At 64.0% G+C, this 14,308-nt stretch carries 12 protein-coding genes and 1 pseudogene; 9 read left to right on the forward strand and 4 right to left on the reverse strand.

Features of this window, described 5'->3' with window-relative positions:
• Positions 1-181 precede the first annotated feature (181 nt).
• On the reverse strand, positions 182-925 hold the full coding sequence (locus NCR35_RS29255; RefSeq protein ID WP_250537382.1) for a FadR/GntR family transcriptional regulator: 744 nt from the start codon (positions 923-925) through the stop codon (positions 182-184).
• A gap of 125 nt (positions 926-1,050) precedes the next feature.
• On the opposite strand from NCR35_RS29255, the gene NCR35_RS29260 reads away from it, so the two are divergent.
• The 7 genes from NCR35_RS29260 to NCR35_RS29290 all read left to right on the forward strand — a co-directional run bounded on the left by NCR35_RS29260 (position 1,051) and on the right by NCR35_RS29290 (position 8,818).
• A complete protein-coding gene (locus NCR35_RS29260) occupies positions 1,051-1,929 on the forward strand; it encodes a fumarylacetoacetate hydrolase family protein (RefSeq protein WP_250537383.1) in 879 nt (292 codons plus the stop codon).
• A 2-nt stretch (positions 1,930-1,931) separates the two neighbouring features.
• Entirely contained in the window at positions 1,932-2,717 is a 786-nt protein-coding gene (locus NCR35_RS29265) for an alpha/beta fold hydrolase (RefSeq protein ID WP_244851169.1), read from the forward strand.
• 144 nt (positions 2,718-2,861) lie between these two features.
• Positions 2,862-4,199 carry a metal-dependent hydrolase family protein gene (locus tag NCR35_RS29270; RefSeq protein WP_248323525.1) on the forward strand — a complete coding sequence of 446 codons (1,338 nt, stop codon included), beginning with the start codon at positions 2,862-2,864 and terminating at the stop codon, positions 4,197-4,199.
• Between the two features lie 81 nt (positions 4,200-4,280).
• A complete protein-coding gene (locus NCR35_RS29275) occupies positions 4,281-5,300 on the forward strand; it encodes an ABC transporter substrate-binding protein (RefSeq protein ID WP_250537384.1) in 1,020 nt (339 codons plus the stop codon).
• A 10-nt stretch (positions 5,301-5,310) separates the two neighbouring features.
• Complete coding sequence (locus NCR35_RS29280; RefSeq protein ID WP_250537385.1) at positions 5,311-6,855, forward strand: sugar ABC transporter ATP-binding protein; 1,545 nt, start codon at positions 5,311-5,313, stop codon at positions 6,853-6,855.
• On the forward strand, positions 6,852-7,859 hold the full coding sequence (locus NCR35_RS29285; RefSeq protein ID WP_250537386.1) for an ABC transporter permease: 1,008 nt from the start codon (positions 6,852-6,854) through the stop codon (positions 7,857-7,859). The genes NCR35_RS29280 and NCR35_RS29285 overlap by 4 nt, the downstream gene beginning before the upstream one ends.
• Entirely contained in the window at positions 7,859-8,818 is a 960-nt protein-coding gene (locus NCR35_RS29290) for an ABC transporter permease (RefSeq protein WP_250537387.1), read from the forward strand. Before NCR35_RS29285 ends, NCR35_RS29290 begins: the two co-directional genes overlap by 1 nt.
• 23 nt (positions 8,819-8,841) lie before the next feature.
• Here NCR35_RS29290 and NCR35_RS29295 read toward each other — a convergent pair whose 3' ends face one another.
• The 3 genes from NCR35_RS29295 to NCR35_RS29305 all read right to left on the reverse strand — a co-directional run bounded on the left by NCR35_RS29295 (position 8,842) and on the right by NCR35_RS29305 (position 13,066).
• Complete coding sequence (locus NCR35_RS29295) at positions 8,842-11,136, reverse strand: multicopper oxidase family protein (protein ID WP_250537388.1); 2,295 nt, start codon at positions 11,134-11,136, stop codon at positions 8,842-8,844.
• 356 nt (positions 11,137-11,492) lie between these two features.
• Positions 11,493-12,494, reverse strand: coding sequence for an SDR family oxidoreductase (locus NCR35_RS29300; RefSeq protein ID WP_250537389.1), 1,002 nt, complete (start codon positions 12,492-12,494; stop codon positions 11,493-11,495).
• Between the two features lie 155 nt (positions 12,495-12,649).
• Positions 12,650-13,066: a MarR family winged helix-turn-helix transcriptional regulator gene (locus NCR35_RS29305; RefSeq protein WP_244851161.1), complete on the reverse strand. Its 417-nt coding sequence runs from the start codon at positions 13,064-13,066 to the stop codon at positions 12,650-12,652.
• Positions 13,067-13,374: 308 nt separating this feature from the next.
• Here NCR35_RS29305 and NCR35_RS29310 point away from each other — a divergent pair, with 308 nt between their 5' ends.
• On the forward strand, positions 13,375-14,034 hold the full coding sequence (locus NCR35_RS29310; protein ID WP_250537390.1) for a DUF4396 domain-containing protein: 660 nt from the start codon (positions 13,375-13,377) through the stop codon (positions 14,032-14,034).
• A 29-nt stretch (positions 14,035-14,063) separates the two neighbouring features.
• Positions 14,064-14,308: pseudogene (locus NCR35_RS29315) on the forward strand (cytochrome c oxidase subunit II); the annotation flags it as partial.

The following is a 14,308-nucleotide window of genomic DNA, read 5'->3' on the forward strand; positions in this document are numbered from 1 at the left end:
AATCGCGCGGTTGTCTCATATTTTGGTTTATGCAGCGCACAGGCGGGAAAAAGAACAGAGCCACTATATGCAGGTATTTTCGGCGCTTCGATTAGAGCTTTCCCGATGAAACGCACGCACGGACGCATGCGGTGAATGAGTCCGCGAAAAGGGTGCGATGCGGGCGGCGGCGAGGCTTGCTCTAACGCCCGAAAAGGTTCTCGCGAATTTGCAGCAGATGCCCGGTCAGTAGCTCGCAAGCCAGCTCGGCGTCGCGATCCCGAAGCGCATCGACGATGGCGCGGTGCTGCGCTTCGTACTGACTGCGCCGCTCGGGCGTGAGCGACTTGCGCTTCAGGCGTCCCCATTCGCCTTGTTCGCGCACTTCGTTCGTCAATTCCAGCACGCGCAGAAAGAAGCTGTTATGCGTCGCCACCGCGAACGCGCGATGCAACTCGCCATCCCAGTGTTCGAATTCTTCGATGCTCGACGCCGCTTCCGACCGCTCGATGCACTCGGTCATGTGCGTAAAGTCGGCGACCGTCGCATAGCGCACGATCAAGCCCGGCATCAACGGTTCGATCAGGAGCCGCGCTTCCATCAGTTCGGCGGGACTCGTGTGCACGGCGTCGGTCTTTGGCTCCGGTTGCGGCTCGGGCGGCGTTAGTGGCGTTAGCGGTGCCACCGGGCTTGCCGACATCCCGCCCGGCATCACGAACGTGCCGCTGCCGACTGCCTGGCGAATGAGCCCGCGTTCCTTGAGATCCGCGAGCACGCGGCGCACCGCGCCGCGCGACGCGCCGAACTCTTCGCTCAACTCGCGCTCCGGCGGCAGACGCACGCCCACGCCCAGCCGGCCGCTGCGGATCGCCTCTTCAAGGTAATTGGCGAGCTCGCGCGCTCCTTTGGACCTGACTGTCAGCCTGATTTCGTCGACGCTGCTCATGAGTTTTCCTGCTCATCCTCTTAGACCAATTGGTATCGGAGATTGGTTAACCCTAGTTCTCTTTGTCCTTTTTTGGTCCTAGAGTGGCTCCAGATTCACCGTCAAGTCTAGATTAAAGGCCCACCATGAAATTAGCAACTTTGCGGGTAGATGGCGCGAAAACCGTCGCTGTCGTGGATTCGGAAGGCGGCAAGTACTGGCCGGTTTCCGAACTTTGCGACGGCTTCTCCGGCGACATGGTCCAATTGGTTCAACAGTTCGCCGACCTACGCGAAACGCTGCGTCCGCGTGGCGAAGGCAAGCCGCTCGCGTCGGCGCAACTGCTCGCGCCGATCGACCAGCCGCGCCGCAACGTGTTCTGTGTCGGCAAGAACTATCACGACCACGCCGAGGAGTTCAGCAAGTCGGGCTTCGACAAGAGCGCGCAGGCGGGCGAGCACATTCCGGAAGCGCCGGTCGTGTTCACCAAGCCGGTCTCCACGATCATCGCGACGGGCGAGCGCATTCCGCGCCACGCCGACGTGACGCAGCAGATGGACTACGAAGTGGAGATCGGCGTCGTGATCGGCAAGGCGGGGCGCGGCATCAAGAAGGCCGACGCGATGAACCACGTGTTCGGCTACACGATCATCAACGACGTGACCGCGCGCGATCTGCAAAAGCTGCATCGCCAATGGTTCATCGGCAAGTCGCTCGACGGCTTCTGCCCGATGGGTCCGTTTCTCGTCACGGCGGACGAGATCGACGCAGAGAACATCGACGTGCGCTGCTGGATCAACGGCGAGCTGCGTCAGGAATCGAACTCGAAGCGCCTGATCTTCGATATCCCGACGATCATCGAAACGCTTTCGGCCGGCATGGAGCTTCAGCCGGGCGACGTCATCGCGACGGGCACGCCCGCGGGCGTGGGCATCGGCTTCAATCCTCCGAAATTCCTGCAAAGCGGCGACGTCGTGCGCATGGAGATTCCGGGCATCGGCATTCTTGAAAACGAGGTGGCGTGAACATGGCAACGAGAGAAGTGCAGGGCGTATTCATCGAGACCGAGGGCGAAGGCGCGCCGGTCGTGTGCATCCACGGTCTCGGCGGATCGTCGAACAACTGGACGCCGGTGTTGCCGGCATTCGAGGGCAAGCAGGTCATTCGCATCGACCTGCCGGGCAGCGCGCGCTCGCCGTTGCCTGAAGGGAAGCTGTCCATCGATCTGTATGTGGACACGATCGCCTCGGTCCTGCGCGAGATGCAAGTGACGAAGGCAGATGTCGTCGCGCATTCGATGGGCACCATCGTCGCGCAGCATCTGGCCGTGAAGCATCCGGAACTGGTGAAGAGCCTCGCGCTCTTCGGGCCGCTCGTCGCGCCGCCAGATGCAGGCCGCGAAGGCATGCGCCAGCGCGCCGGAATCGCGCGCGAGAAGGGCGTGCCCGGCGTGCAGGAGATTGCCGATGCCATCGTGAAGGGCGCGACCAGCGACGAGACCAAGTCGCAGCGGCCGGTGACGCTCGCGCTCGTACGCGAAAGCGTGATGCGGCAGTCGCCCGAAGGCTACGCGCAAAGTTGCGAAGCGCTCGCGGGCGCGCAGGCCGCCGAGATCGAGCGCATCGAAGTGCCGACGCTGCTCGTCACCGGCGATCAGGACGGCGTCGGCAAGCCGGATGCCGTGAAGGCGATGGCCGAGCGCATCAAAGGCGCGAAGGTCGTCGTGCTGAACGGCTGCGGCCACTGGACGACGTTCGAGAAGCCGGCCGAATCGACGGCGGAACTCAAGCGCTTCTACGAGGCGGCGCAGTGAGGAACTGAACGAGCCGGCACGCCGCGTCATTACAACGCCGCAGAGACGGCCACGACCGGCGCCGGAAGAACACCAACCAGGTCAGACCGTAATCAACCGGCGGCCCGCGCGCGAATGCGCCGGGTCCGCGTGGAGGAGACAGACATGAGTTCGATCCTGTTCGACAACGTATCCATTTTCGATGGCAGCGGCGCGCAGCCGTTCAAGGGCCAGGTGCTCGTGGATGGCCGACGCATCGTGCGCGTCGCGCGCGAGGAAGCGCCGATCAGCGCGCCCGACGCGCGGCGCATCGACGGCCGCGGCGCGTTTCTGATGCCCGGCATGACCGAGGCGCACACGCATTTCTCGTGGAACGACCAGCCTTCGCTATCCGCGATCCAGTTCATGCCGCCCGAAGAGCACATGCTCTGGTGCGTGCGCGTGGCGAAGCGTTACCTCGAAATGGGCTGGACGTCCGCGCTCGGCGCGGCCGCCGCAAAGCCGCGGCTCGATGTCGTGCTGCGCAATGCGGTGAATGCAGGCGAGTTCCCGGGGCCGCGCTATCTCGCGGGCAGTCAGGAGATCACCATTCTCGGCGGCCTCGCCGACAACACGCTGCCGCACATGCCGTTCAAGGAGCTGAACTTCGGCGCGGTCGTGAGCGGCCCGGAAGAGATGCGCGCGACCACGCGCATGTTCGTCAAGTACGGCGTCGATCACCTGAAGATCAATCTGTCGGGTGAGTACATCGCGGGCATTTCGGCGGAATCGTCGCCGTTCTCGGAAGAAGAAATCGCAATGCTCGCGGCCGAAGCCAAGCGCGCCGGCAAGCGCGTGGCGGCGCATGCGCGGTCGAGCGAATCGGTCAAGCAATGCGTGCGGCACGGGCTTGAATTGATCTTCCACGCGAGCTTCGCCGACGAAGAAGCGCTCGACATGCTCGAAGCCAACAAGGAGAAGCACTTCGTCGCGCCGGGCATCGGCTGGCTCATCAGCACGCTGTATCACGCGGAGAAGTGGGGCATCACGGAGGAAATGGCGACGAAGATGGGCTACAAGCGCGAGCTGGAGACCGCCGCCGAAACGCTGCGCAAGATGCACAAGCGCGGCATTCGCGTTCTGCCGGGCGGCGATTACGGCTTCGCGTGGATGCCGCACGGCACCAACGCGCGCGACCTTCAGTACTTCGTCGATTACATCGGCATGACGCCGATCGAAGTGCTCGTTTCGGCGACGCGCTACGGCGGCGAACTGATGATGATGCCCGACGAGCTGGGCCAGATTCGCGAGGGCTATCTCGCCGACATCATTCTCGTGGACGGCAATCCGCTTGCGGACCTGACCATCTTGCAGGACCCGAAGAAGATCACGCTCGTGATGAAAGACGGCGACATCTTCAAGACGACGCACGACTCGCTGCCGCCTCGCGGGGAACTGCATATCGGCACGCCGCTGCCGGCCGATGCTGGCGTCGAGCAAGCGGCGCCCGCGCCGGTGCATTAAGCGCTCGCAGACGCGGTGCGTGGCGCCGGCCGTTCCTTGCGGCCGGCGCCTTCGCTCACGAAAAAATCAGGAGACGACCACATGAAACCGCGCACTTTGCTCGCCGCGCTGGCGACCGGCCTCGCGTGCGCATCCGCGTTCGCCGCCGCGCCGACCATCGGGCTATCCAACGGCTACTTCGGCACCGAATGGCGCAACCAGATGATCGACGGCGCGAACCAGCAATTCGAGACCTATAAGGCGAAGGGCATGGCCGACAAGCTGGTCATCCAGCAGTCGGGCGCGAACACCGGCCAGCAGATTCAGGACATGCGCAACATGATCCGCCAGAAAGTCGGCGCGATCATGGTCGATGCGAATTCCGCGACCGCGCTCAACGGCGTCATCAACGAAGCGGAGCGCAGCAAGATTCCGGTCGTCTCGTTCGATCAGGCCGTGTCGAATCGCTATGCGACCAACGTGACGGTCGATCATTACAAGTGGGGCCAGCGCTACGCCGAATGGATCGCGGAGCAACTGCACGGCACGGGCAACGTCGTGGTGCTCGACGGCATTCCCGGACATCCGGCGGCCGAAGCGCGCAAGAAGGCCGCGCTCGATACGTTCGCGAAGTATCCCGGCATCAAGGTGGTGTGGTCCGGCTATGGCGAATGGGACGAGGCGAAGGCGCAGTCCGTGATGGCGACGGTCATCGCCGCGCAGCCGAAGATCGACGCCGTGTTCACCGAAGACGCGATGGCGCTCGGCGTGCTGCGCGCGTTCGAGAACGCGAACCGCCGCGTGGCGATCATGACCGGCGAGGCGCAGAAGGGCTTTCTAACCGAATGGAAGAAGCAGCGCGACGCGGGCAATCCAATGAAGGTCTTCGTGCAGGTGAATCCGCCCGATATCAGCCGCACGGCGCTCGGCATCGCGGTGCGGCTCGCGCAGGGACGCAAGCTCAAAGCGCTGCCGGACAACACGTACTACTTCCCGATCACGAAGACGGTGACGAGCGAGACGCTCGACGCCACGCTCGCGTCGATGAACGGCAAGCCGGACAGCTACTTCCTCGGGCAATGGCTCACGGAAGCCGAGCTCGACGCGCTCTTCGCGCAGTGACGGCGGCGCCATGTCCTTATTGATCGCGAAGGGACTCACGAAACGCTACGGCGGCGTACTGGCACTCGACGACGCGAGCCTCACGCTCGAAGCCGGCGAAGTGCTCGGCTTGCTCGGCGCGAACGGCTCCGGGAAATCGACGCTCTCCAGCATTCTCGCAGGCGACAGGATGCCGGACCACGGTTCCATCGAACTCGACGGCGTGCCGCTCGCCATCGGGTCGCCGAAGGCGGCGCGGGCGGCGGGCATCGCGATCGCGCATCAGCATCCGGGGCTCGCGCCGGACTTGCCGGTCTGGGAGAACGTGTTCCTGGGCGCGGAGCTGTGCCGCGCGGCGCGCTTTCTGAATCAGCCGCGCACGCGCGAGCGCGCGCTTCAATTACTCGAAAGCCTGCGGCCGGGCTGGAACGTCGATGCCGCTGCGGGCAGCCTGACCGCCGCGGATCAACAACTCGTCGAGATCGCGCGGGCGCTCGCGCTCGCCCCGCGCGTGCTGATTCTCGACGAACCGACCGCTGCGCTCGCCGCAGCCGAAGTCGAAAGCCTGATGCGCGCCGTGCGCGGCCTGACGGCGCGCGGCACGGCGGTCGTCTTCATCTCGCATCGCATGGCGGAGATCGAGTCGCTGTGCGATCGCGTGATGGTGCTGTGCAACGGCCGCGCGGTCGGCGAGTTGCCGGTGCGCGGCCAACTGGATGAGCCGCGCGTGCTCGAACTGATGGGCGGCGTGGCGGGCGGCGCGGCCGCCGCGCATCTGCACGATGGCACGCACGAAACGACGCAAACGGACCGCGTGTCGCGCAACGGCGCATCGGTCGCGATGACGGTGCGCGGCCTGCGCGCGGGCGCGCGGCTGCGCGGCGTCGATCTGGAACTGAAGCGTGGCGAGATTCTCGGCATCGCGGGATTGCAGGGCCACGGCCAGGAAGAACTGCTCGACGCGCTCGCCGGTTTCCGGGTGCCGGACGGCGGCACGGTGACGCTCGCTGGCCCGCACGGCGCGAAGACGGTCGAACCGCGCTCGCCGCGCCAGATGATCGCGGCGGGCGTCTGCCTTGTGCCGAACGACCGGCATCGTCAGGGGTTGTGGCTCGATCATTCGGTCGAGTTCAACCTCGCGCAGGTCGGCGTGAACTTCGCGCAAAGCCCGTGGCGGCTGCAACGCGCGCCGATTCGCCGCTTCGTCGACGACGTCGTGAAGCGCCTGCGCATCAAGACATCCGACGCGCGGCAGCCGGTGCGCGATCTGTCGGGCGGTAACCAGCAGAAGGTGGTCATCGGCCGCTGGCTGAACCGTCAGGTCGATGTGCTGCTCCTGAGCGACCCGACCAAGGGCGTGGATGTCATCGCCCGCAAGGACATTTACGAAGCGATCGGCGCGCTCGCTGCGGCCGGAACCGCCGTGCTCGTTTATGCTTCGGACACCGAAGAATTGCTCGCAGTGTGCGACCGCCTCGTCGTGATGTACGAAGGTCGGATCGTCGCGCTGCTGGAAGGAGACGAGATGAACGAATCGCGCGTGACCAGTGCGCTCTTCGGCAGGAGCGCGGCATGAAAGCGCACTGGAGCGAAGGGCTTCCCGGCGCGAAAGCCGTGCCGACCACACGCACCGGCACGGGACTGAAGGCGACGCTTGGCCGCACCGCGAGCGCATTGCCGGCGCTCGTCATGCTGCTGGCCGTGATCGTGTGCAATGCATGGCTTCAGCCCGACTTTCTGACGCTCGATTCGCTCGCGAGCAACATGCAGAACGCCGCGCCGGTGATTCTCGTCTGCATGGCGCAGGCGGTCGTCGTGTTGATGGGCGAGCTGGATCTGTCGGTGGGCGCGGGAATTTCGCTCGTCAATTGCGTGCTCGCCGCCGCGCCCGGTCTCATGGGCTGGGGCACGGGCGCGACGTGTCTCGCTGCATTGGTCGCCGCGCTCGCGGCCGGTGCGTGCAACGGCTTTCTCGTCGGCTACGCGAAGCAGAGCGCGCTCATCGCCACGTTCGCGACGGGCGCGGTGTGGTTCGGCTGCGCGCTGCTCTTGATGCCGCAGCCGGGCGGCACCGTTCCCGACGCGCTCGGCGAATGGTTCGCGGCGCGCATCGGCGTGGTGCCGGTCGCGGCGCTGCCCGTGCTCGCGGCTGTCGTGATCTGGGCCGTGCTGCAACGGCATCGCTTCGGGCGGCGGCTGATCGCAACCGGCAGCAACGCCGACGCCATGTTCAAGGTCGGCGTCGACGTGCGGCTCGTCAAACTGCTCGGCTACATGCTCGCGTGGCTCTTCGTATTCGCGGCGGCGGTGTGCCTCTCGGCGCAGACCGCATCCGGCGATGCGCGCCTCGGCCTGCCGTACACGCTGAACTCGGTGGCCGCCGTGGTCATCGGCGGCATCTCGCTCGCGGGCGGGCGCGGCTCCATGCTCGGCGCGATCTGCGGTTCGCTCGTGCTCGCGCTGATCGGCAACGTCGTCTACTTCGCGGGCATTCCGAGCAACTATCAGGAAGTGTTCAAGGGCGCGGTGATCGTGATCGCGCTCGGCTTCACGTTCGTCGGCGCGAAAAGGAGAGCTTGATGATGAATACGCAATCGCGCCGACTCTTTCTTCTCGTGCTCGCGATCATCGTGCTCGCCGGCGGGCAGTTCGCCGTGCCGGGTTTCGCGAGTCCGGGGCAAGTCGCCAATCAATTGAAGATCGCGACGTTTCTCGGTCTATTCGGCATCGCGCAATCGCTCGTGATGATTGCGGGGGAACAGGGGCTGGATCTGTCGGTCGGCGCGGCGGCCACGCTCGGCGGCATTCTCGGCGCGGCGCTGCTCGGGCCGGCGTCGCCGGGTCTGGGCGCGGCCTTCGTCGTTGCTGCCGCGAGCGGCGCGCTGGTGGGCGCGGTGAACGGCGTCGGAATCACGCTCTTGCGGATACCGCCGCTCGTCATGACGCTCGCAATGGCGAGTCTCGTGGATGGCGGCCTGATCGTGTGGTCATCGGTGATGCACGTGAACACGGCGGCGAGCCCCGCGCTCGCCGCGCTCGCCGGCCGAACGCTCGCGGGCGTGCCGACCGTGGCGGTGATCTGGCTCGTGGCCGGCGCGCTCGTGTGGCGCTTTCTCGATCATTCCGCGTGGGGGAGACGGCTGCTCGCGAGCGGCGCGAACCCGACGGCGGCGGCGATAGCGGGAACGCGCGTGCGCGCCATTCGCATCGCGGTCTATACGGCGAGCGGCGTCATCGCGGCGCTGACGGGCGTGCTGCTGGTCGGCTACGTCGGTCAGGCGTTTCTCGGGCTCGGCACCACGTATGTGCTACCGAGCGTGGTCGTCGCGGTGATCGGCGGCGTGTCGCTCGCGGGCGGACGCGGCGATTACATCGCGGTGGCGATGGCCGCGCTGCTGCTCACCGCGCTCACTAGTCTCTTGACCGCGCTGCAGATCGGCGAAGCAGGGCGGCAATGCATCTTCGGCGCGACGCTGCTCGTGTTTCTCGCGCTCAACAAGTGGTCGTTCAAGGGCATGCTGCGTCGCGCGCAGGCTTGAACGCGATGTGCTGTGGACGCCCGCTACTGACCTCTGCCAAAGTCCTTAGCAGAACATAACGATGCGGCAAGCGCCAGCTTGGTCTCGTCTTCGCCGCGCAGGCGGGCGAGCCATCGGCTCGTGCTGGCCTTCATCGCCGTGACCGGTGACGTCAGGCGCTGCAGCCATGCAGTCGTCGGCGATACCACGGCCACGTTCTCCATCATGCCGCGGTCTTCGTGATCGAGAATATGGCAGTGCATCACGAATTCGCCGGTGAAGTCCTCGTACGCCGTGCGCATTTGCAGCGTGTAGCCCGCTTTGATGAACAGCGTGTCGCGTATCACCCCTTGCAGGTTGCAGTATTCCGTGTCGCCGGTTGCCAGCTCCTCCTGCGTGCAATTGCCGGAACCGTCGAAGACGGAATGATTCGCCGCATTCCTGATGTCCATGATCTTGAACGGGTTCGTGTGGATATGAAACACGTGCGTCGCGAAGGTCGAGGCGGACACGTTCCACTGATCCACCGTGCCCAGCGTGCCGGTCACGCGTATGACGGACGGATCATACGACGCGCCTTCGATCTGGAAAGTCAGCGGCTGGTTCGGCCCTGTCGGCAGATTGATCTGGAACTGCTGATTGACTGTCTGCTTGATGGGACCGTCGACGGGCACGGTCGGCGCGAAAGCGCGCAGGTTGAGCGACTGGAGATCGGACTTCGCGGGTTGCGCGAGCGAAGGATTGGCGGCTACCAGATGATCGCGAATGAACTGCCAGTACTTCGAATGGCTGCCCACGGTAGTATTGGGAATGTTCACGCCGGGGCCGACGCGCGCGAACGACAACAGCCGGCGGTCCTTGACCTTGCTCGCGCCGCGGCGAAAGTTGATGGTGGCCGAAGCGGACGCCGCTTCGTCGAGGATGCAGTACAAGCCCGGCGACGGGAACGCCACCAGCACGTCGCTTCGATAACCCGGGTTCATCGCGTTGACGTCTTTCTCCACCATCGTCTGCATGGTGATGCCGTCTTCGGCGAACTCCAGTTGCTTCACCGTCTCGCCGCTGCATAGCGCGTCGAGCGTGACGACTTGCGAAGACTTCGTGCGGTCGTTCGCCAATGCGGACGTCGCGGCGTTGGTCGCCGTGTTCACCTGTGCGGTGCTGAGCGATTGCGAATCGGCGAGGCCGAGCGACGACAGGTTCGCCCGCACGATCTTCACGTTGATGGTGTCGCGGTTGCCGCCATGCACCATGCGCAGACGCCGGATGTCGCCGGCCGGCACGAAGCCGACCGTACTCGGGAAGATGGGCTGCACCACGCCGTTGATCTGCGTGTAACGGCCCGAGATGATCCACGATGAATTCACCGCGCCGGCGGGCGCGCCCGTCCGCGTATCGGGAACGAACCCCAACTGATTGTCATACCCCCGGATCTCGCCTACTTTGCCCGACGGGCAGATCCATTCGCCCGTGGTCGGGTCGAGCAGCGGCACGGTGGAATTCGCGTCGCTGAAGCACGCGTATTCGATCTGCTGAAACAGCATCACATGTTCGGTCAGCGGCAATCCGAATGTCCTGCGCTTGAGGATCGTATCGATGTCCGCGCTGCCGTTCGTGACGCCCGAGCGCGCCTGACGCGAGCCGCGCACGATGAGCACGCCCGCCATGCCGCTCGCCACGTCGATGGCGGTGGACCCGTGCAGATGCGAGTGATACCAGAAGGTGCCCGACGGATGGTTCGACGGAATCTCGAAGACGTAGTGATGCGTGCTGTCGCTCGTGGACTTTCCGCCGCTGGGCGGCACGGTAATCAGCACATTGTCGGCATTACCGGACGGCGAAACATGCAGCCCGTGCGTATGGATGTTCGTGTTGTTGAAGCAATGCGGCGTGACGTGATCGGGCTGGCTGGGACAGGTCGCATCGTTCGGATTCAGCGGAAGATTGTTCGTGAAGTTCAGCTTGAGCGTGGCGCCCGGCTTGATGCTGATGGTCGGTCCCGATGGACAGCCGTTGTACGAACGCATGTTGACGGTATCGAACGCGTTCGTGGAGGGGTTGTAGATTCGATACGACGTCATCTTCGCGGTGAGGGAGACGGTCGCCGAGTTGCCTGACGGATTCAATCCGGAGGCACATTGCAGCCGCTGCAACAGCGAGGCGAGACTTCCGGCGGTGGATACGGACGAATTGCCGGCGGTCGCATCGGCGGTGTCGTCTACATCGGTGAAGGAGCGCGCGTTCAGATTGCTCTGCGCGAACGATAGCGCAGGAACCACGATCAGCGCCAGAAGCAAGCCGCGCATTGCAGCGCCGATTTCTTTCAGCGACGTTTTCATGTGTGCTCCTCTGTCCACGGACGGCGTCGGGTCGCCGCAAGGAGACATTAGGGCATTGGAAAAACTGTCGTATCCCTAATCGTTTTGCATGTGTGTGGTTCCCCACAAAGGCCGCGCGCCGAATCGGTAAGTTGAACCGGAGGCCTATTCGTTAGCTGAATTACGGATGGCTAAGTAGTGCGTGGCGGCGCGGCGGGGAATTTGTCGAAGGAATGTGTGCGGTCGGAAACGCATCAGAATGGTGCGTCGCGATTGTCGGACGTGCCGAGCGGCGCGGCGAAGCACGGATCGTCGTCGAAGCGTGGCCAGCATAGTCTGGCCGTCGCCCAGCAGCGCATAGTCTTCGATGGGGCAGCTCACCGCTGTCCGCTCCATCTTTTAGATAGAAGTCCGAACAAACCGATTGTGCCGATGCCCGCCAGTCCCCAGAGCAGCGCGCGGTGGCGATCGGTGAACATTTCGACGCTGCGTTGCCGCGCTTCGTCGCCGAAGCGCCCGTGTGCGCCGTAATCGCCGGGAACAGGATGGAACAGATTGCTCGGCGCGTCATGCGGGAGCGGTTCGTCGGTAAGCTGCCCGCTATAACCGCTGCGCGCCAGATAGCGGTCGATGAGATTAGGCGCGATGCGGTTCGCCACGATCGCCTTGACGCTTGAAAAGCCCACCCAGACCTCGCGCCGATGGTGAGTCGCGGCAAAGTAGATGGCGCGCGCTGCGACCTCCGGTTCGAAGATTGGCGCGACGGGTCGAGCGCGCTTTCCCATTTTGTTGAGCGCCCAGTCGAACTGAGGCGTGTTCAGAGCCGGTAGCGCGACCATGGTCAGATGGATCTTCAGCCGGTCATGGATGATCTCGGAGCGAAGCGCGTCCGTGAAACCCCGAATGGCGAACTTCGCGCCGCAATACACGGATTGCAGCGGCACCGAGCGGTAGCCCAGCGCCGAGCCGACATTCACGATGGTGCCGCGGTTGCGCGTGCGCATGCGCGCGAGCGCGGCCATCATTCCGTGAACCTGCCCGAGATACGTGACCTTCGTGCCGCGCTCGATTTCTTCTGCGGTGAGTTCCGAGACCGGCGCGAATGCGGTCGCCATTGCGACGTTCACCCAGACGTCGATGGGTCCCAGTGTCTCTTCGACATGCGATGCAGCACGGTCGACCGCTTGTGCATCCGCGACATCCGTCGGAATGGGTAGCGCGCGCACGCCATATGTCTCGCGGACTTGCGACGCCGCCCGCTCCAGCCGCTCAGCGTCGCGTGAGAGAAGGGCGACGTCGTAGCCCTGCCGCGCGAATTCATCTACAGTCGCGCGACCTACGCCGGCACCCGCACCCGTGATTACGACTACCTTTGGCATTCGGTGCCTCCTCGTCGACGCTTAGGGCGATGTCAGGAACAGCGGTTGGAAGAACGACAGTCGAACGCATTGGAGCAGCAGCCGTGCCAATAGGTCACACGGTGCTGTTTCGTCGTGGGGTGAGCGGCTGACGCGCTAACCACCCTACGAGAGCATCACACGCTGCCTGCCAGCCAGCCGAACGTTTGCATTTCGGTGAGGTGCATTGCAGCGAGCTTCAGCAAACATCGCTCGCCCTTGGCCGTGAGGTGCACTTCCACCTGACGCCGATCGCTTTCTCCGGGCTTTCGAACGACGAGCCCTGCACGCTCGCACCGGCTCACCAGCGCAGCCGTGCCGTTGGGCGCTGCCTGAAGGCGTTCCGCCAGTTCACCGACACTCGCCCACGTTCGTCCCGGCATGCCGCGCACATGCAACAGCAATTGATACTGTAGAGGCGTGATGCCGGCGGCGTGAGTGATTTCTTCGGAATAGCGAAGGAACTTCCGCAGTTGATAACGGAAATTCGAAAGCGATTCGAGATCCGTCTTGCTCGGCAGGCCCTTGGTCCCGCGGTTATTCGGTTGCTTCATTTCTGCGCACGGATCTTCTGTTCAGTGGGTCGGTAAAAGCATTGCGTTCGGGCTGGACGTGCCTTTCATGGTAGCAGATGCATTCGGCGGTGCTGACTGCTCGAAGTCACGCGCAGCGGCAGTCCGGAACATTTTGCAATCGGCGGGAAAAAAGCACAGCGTGATATAAATCGACCTTCGATGCACAGCTGACACAACGCGGATCGACGGCGCCAATGTCGCATGCTGTCGCGGAATGCGGCTTGCTTGATGCAAGCCCCCAGATATTCCCCTTTTTTCGATGACGCCGGAAGCTATGGAGAGCCAAGATGCCAGCACACTGGTCGGTCGTGATTGCACCGGCATGGCTGGCGTTATCGGTGCTTTCCGCGTGCGCAGTGGTGGTCGACATCACGTTGCTCGGACACCGGCAACCGATGGCGATCATGTCAGTGGTATGGCCGTTGACGATGCTGTACTGGGGCCCGATAGGCTTGATCTTCTATTTCGCGTTCGGTCGCGCGACGCCGGGCGCAAAGCAGCGCGAAGCGCCGATGTGGCAGGGCACTTTTCTCGGCGCGACGCATTGCGGCGCAGGCTGCGCGCTCGGAGACTTCATTGGGGAATGGCTCGCCTTTCTACTTGCCTTCAGCATCGCCGGCTCGGAACTCATCGGACGGCTTGCGTTGGCGTTCGTGCTGGCCTATCTGATCGGCGTGGCTTTCCAGTATTTCTCGATCGCGCCGATGCGAGGCCTCGGCTTCCGCGATGGCGTGATCGCGGCAGTCAAGGCGGACACGCTTTCTCTCGTCGCGTACGAAGTGGGCATGTTCGGCGTGATGATCGCTTTCGCGAAGCTTGCCACGCCGCTCAAGCCGACTGACTCAGCGTACTGGGTGCGCATGCAGCTTGCGATGGTGGCGGGCTTTCTCACTACGTATCCGGTCAACTACTGGCTCATCCGGCGAGGCATCAAGGAGAAGATGTGATCTGTGTGCGTCGGTTATTCGTATCTATCTTGCGAACGGGGCTGGCGCTCGCGGTCTCGCTGCGGCACATCACAGCATCTGCGAACGAGGCAGCGCCCGATACATCCGACTCGCTCACGAGCGGACCGACGCCGCTTGCCTATTTCCTTCACAGCAAGGGACCCGCAGCGCATCCGGTGCTGCATCTCGATTGGGTACTGACGGCGATATGCAGTCTTGTGTGCATCATCATCGCGGTGATGCTGCTGATTGCGACCTTCCGTCACCGCAAGAA

Origin of the sequence: Caballeronia sp. AZ10_KS36 (genome assembly GCF_023631105.1) — a bacterium.
Lineage (GTDB): Bacteria > Pseudomonadota > Gammaproteobacteria > Burkholderiales > Burkholderiaceae > Caballeronia.

What these genes read in the sequence shown, in the direction of transcription:
- NCR35_RS29260 (WP_250537383.1), top strand. Translation starts at nt 1,051, where the DNA reads ATGAAATTAGCAACTTTGCGGGTAGATGGCGCGAAAACCGTCGCTGTC.
- NCR35_RS29285 (WP_250537386.1), top strand. Translation starts at nt 6,852, where the DNA reads ATGAAAGCGCACTGGAGCGAAGGGCTTCCCGGCGCGAAAGCCGTGCCG.
- NCR35_RS29280 (WP_250537385.1), top strand. Translation starts at nt 5,311, where the DNA reads ATGTCCTTATTGATCGCGAAGGGACTCACGAAACGCTACGGCGGCGTA.
- NCR35_RS29270 (WP_248323525.1), top strand. Translation starts at nt 2,862, where the DNA reads ATGAGTTCGATCCTGTTCGACAACGTATCCATTTTCGATGGCAGCGGC.
- NCR35_RS29265 (WP_244851169.1), top strand. Translation starts at nt 1,932, where the DNA reads ATGGCAACGAGAGAAGTGCAGGGCGTATTCATCGAGACCGAGGGCGAA.
- NCR35_RS29310 (WP_250537390.1), top strand. Translation starts at nt 13,375, where the DNA reads ATGCCAGCACACTGGTCGGTCGTGATTGCACCGGCATGGCTGGCGTTA.
- NCR35_RS29275 (WP_250537384.1), top strand. Translation starts at nt 4,281, where the DNA reads ATGAAACCGCGCACTTTGCTCGCCGCGCTGGCGACCGGCCTCGCGTGC.
- NCR35_RS29295 (WP_250537388.1), bottom strand. Translation starts at nt 11,136, where the DNA reads ATGAAAACGTCGCTGAAAGAAATCGGCGCTGCAATGCGCGGCTTGCTT.
- NCR35_RS29305 (WP_244851161.1), bottom strand. Translation starts at nt 13,066, where the DNA reads ATGAAGCAACCGAATAACCGCGGGACCAAGGGCCTGCCGAGCAAGACG.
- NCR35_RS29290 (WP_250537387.1), top strand. Translation starts at nt 7,859, where the DNA reads ATGATGAATACGCAATCGCGCCGACTCTTTCTTCTCGTGCTCGCGATC.
- NCR35_RS29300 (WP_250537389.1), bottom strand. Translation starts at nt 12,494, where the DNA reads ATGCCAAAGGTAGTCGTAATCACGGGTGCGGGTGCCGGCGTAGGTCGC.
- NCR35_RS29255 (WP_250537382.1), bottom strand. Translation starts at nt 925, where the DNA reads ATGAGCAGCGTCGACGAAATCAGGCTGACAGTCAGGTCCAAAGGAGCG.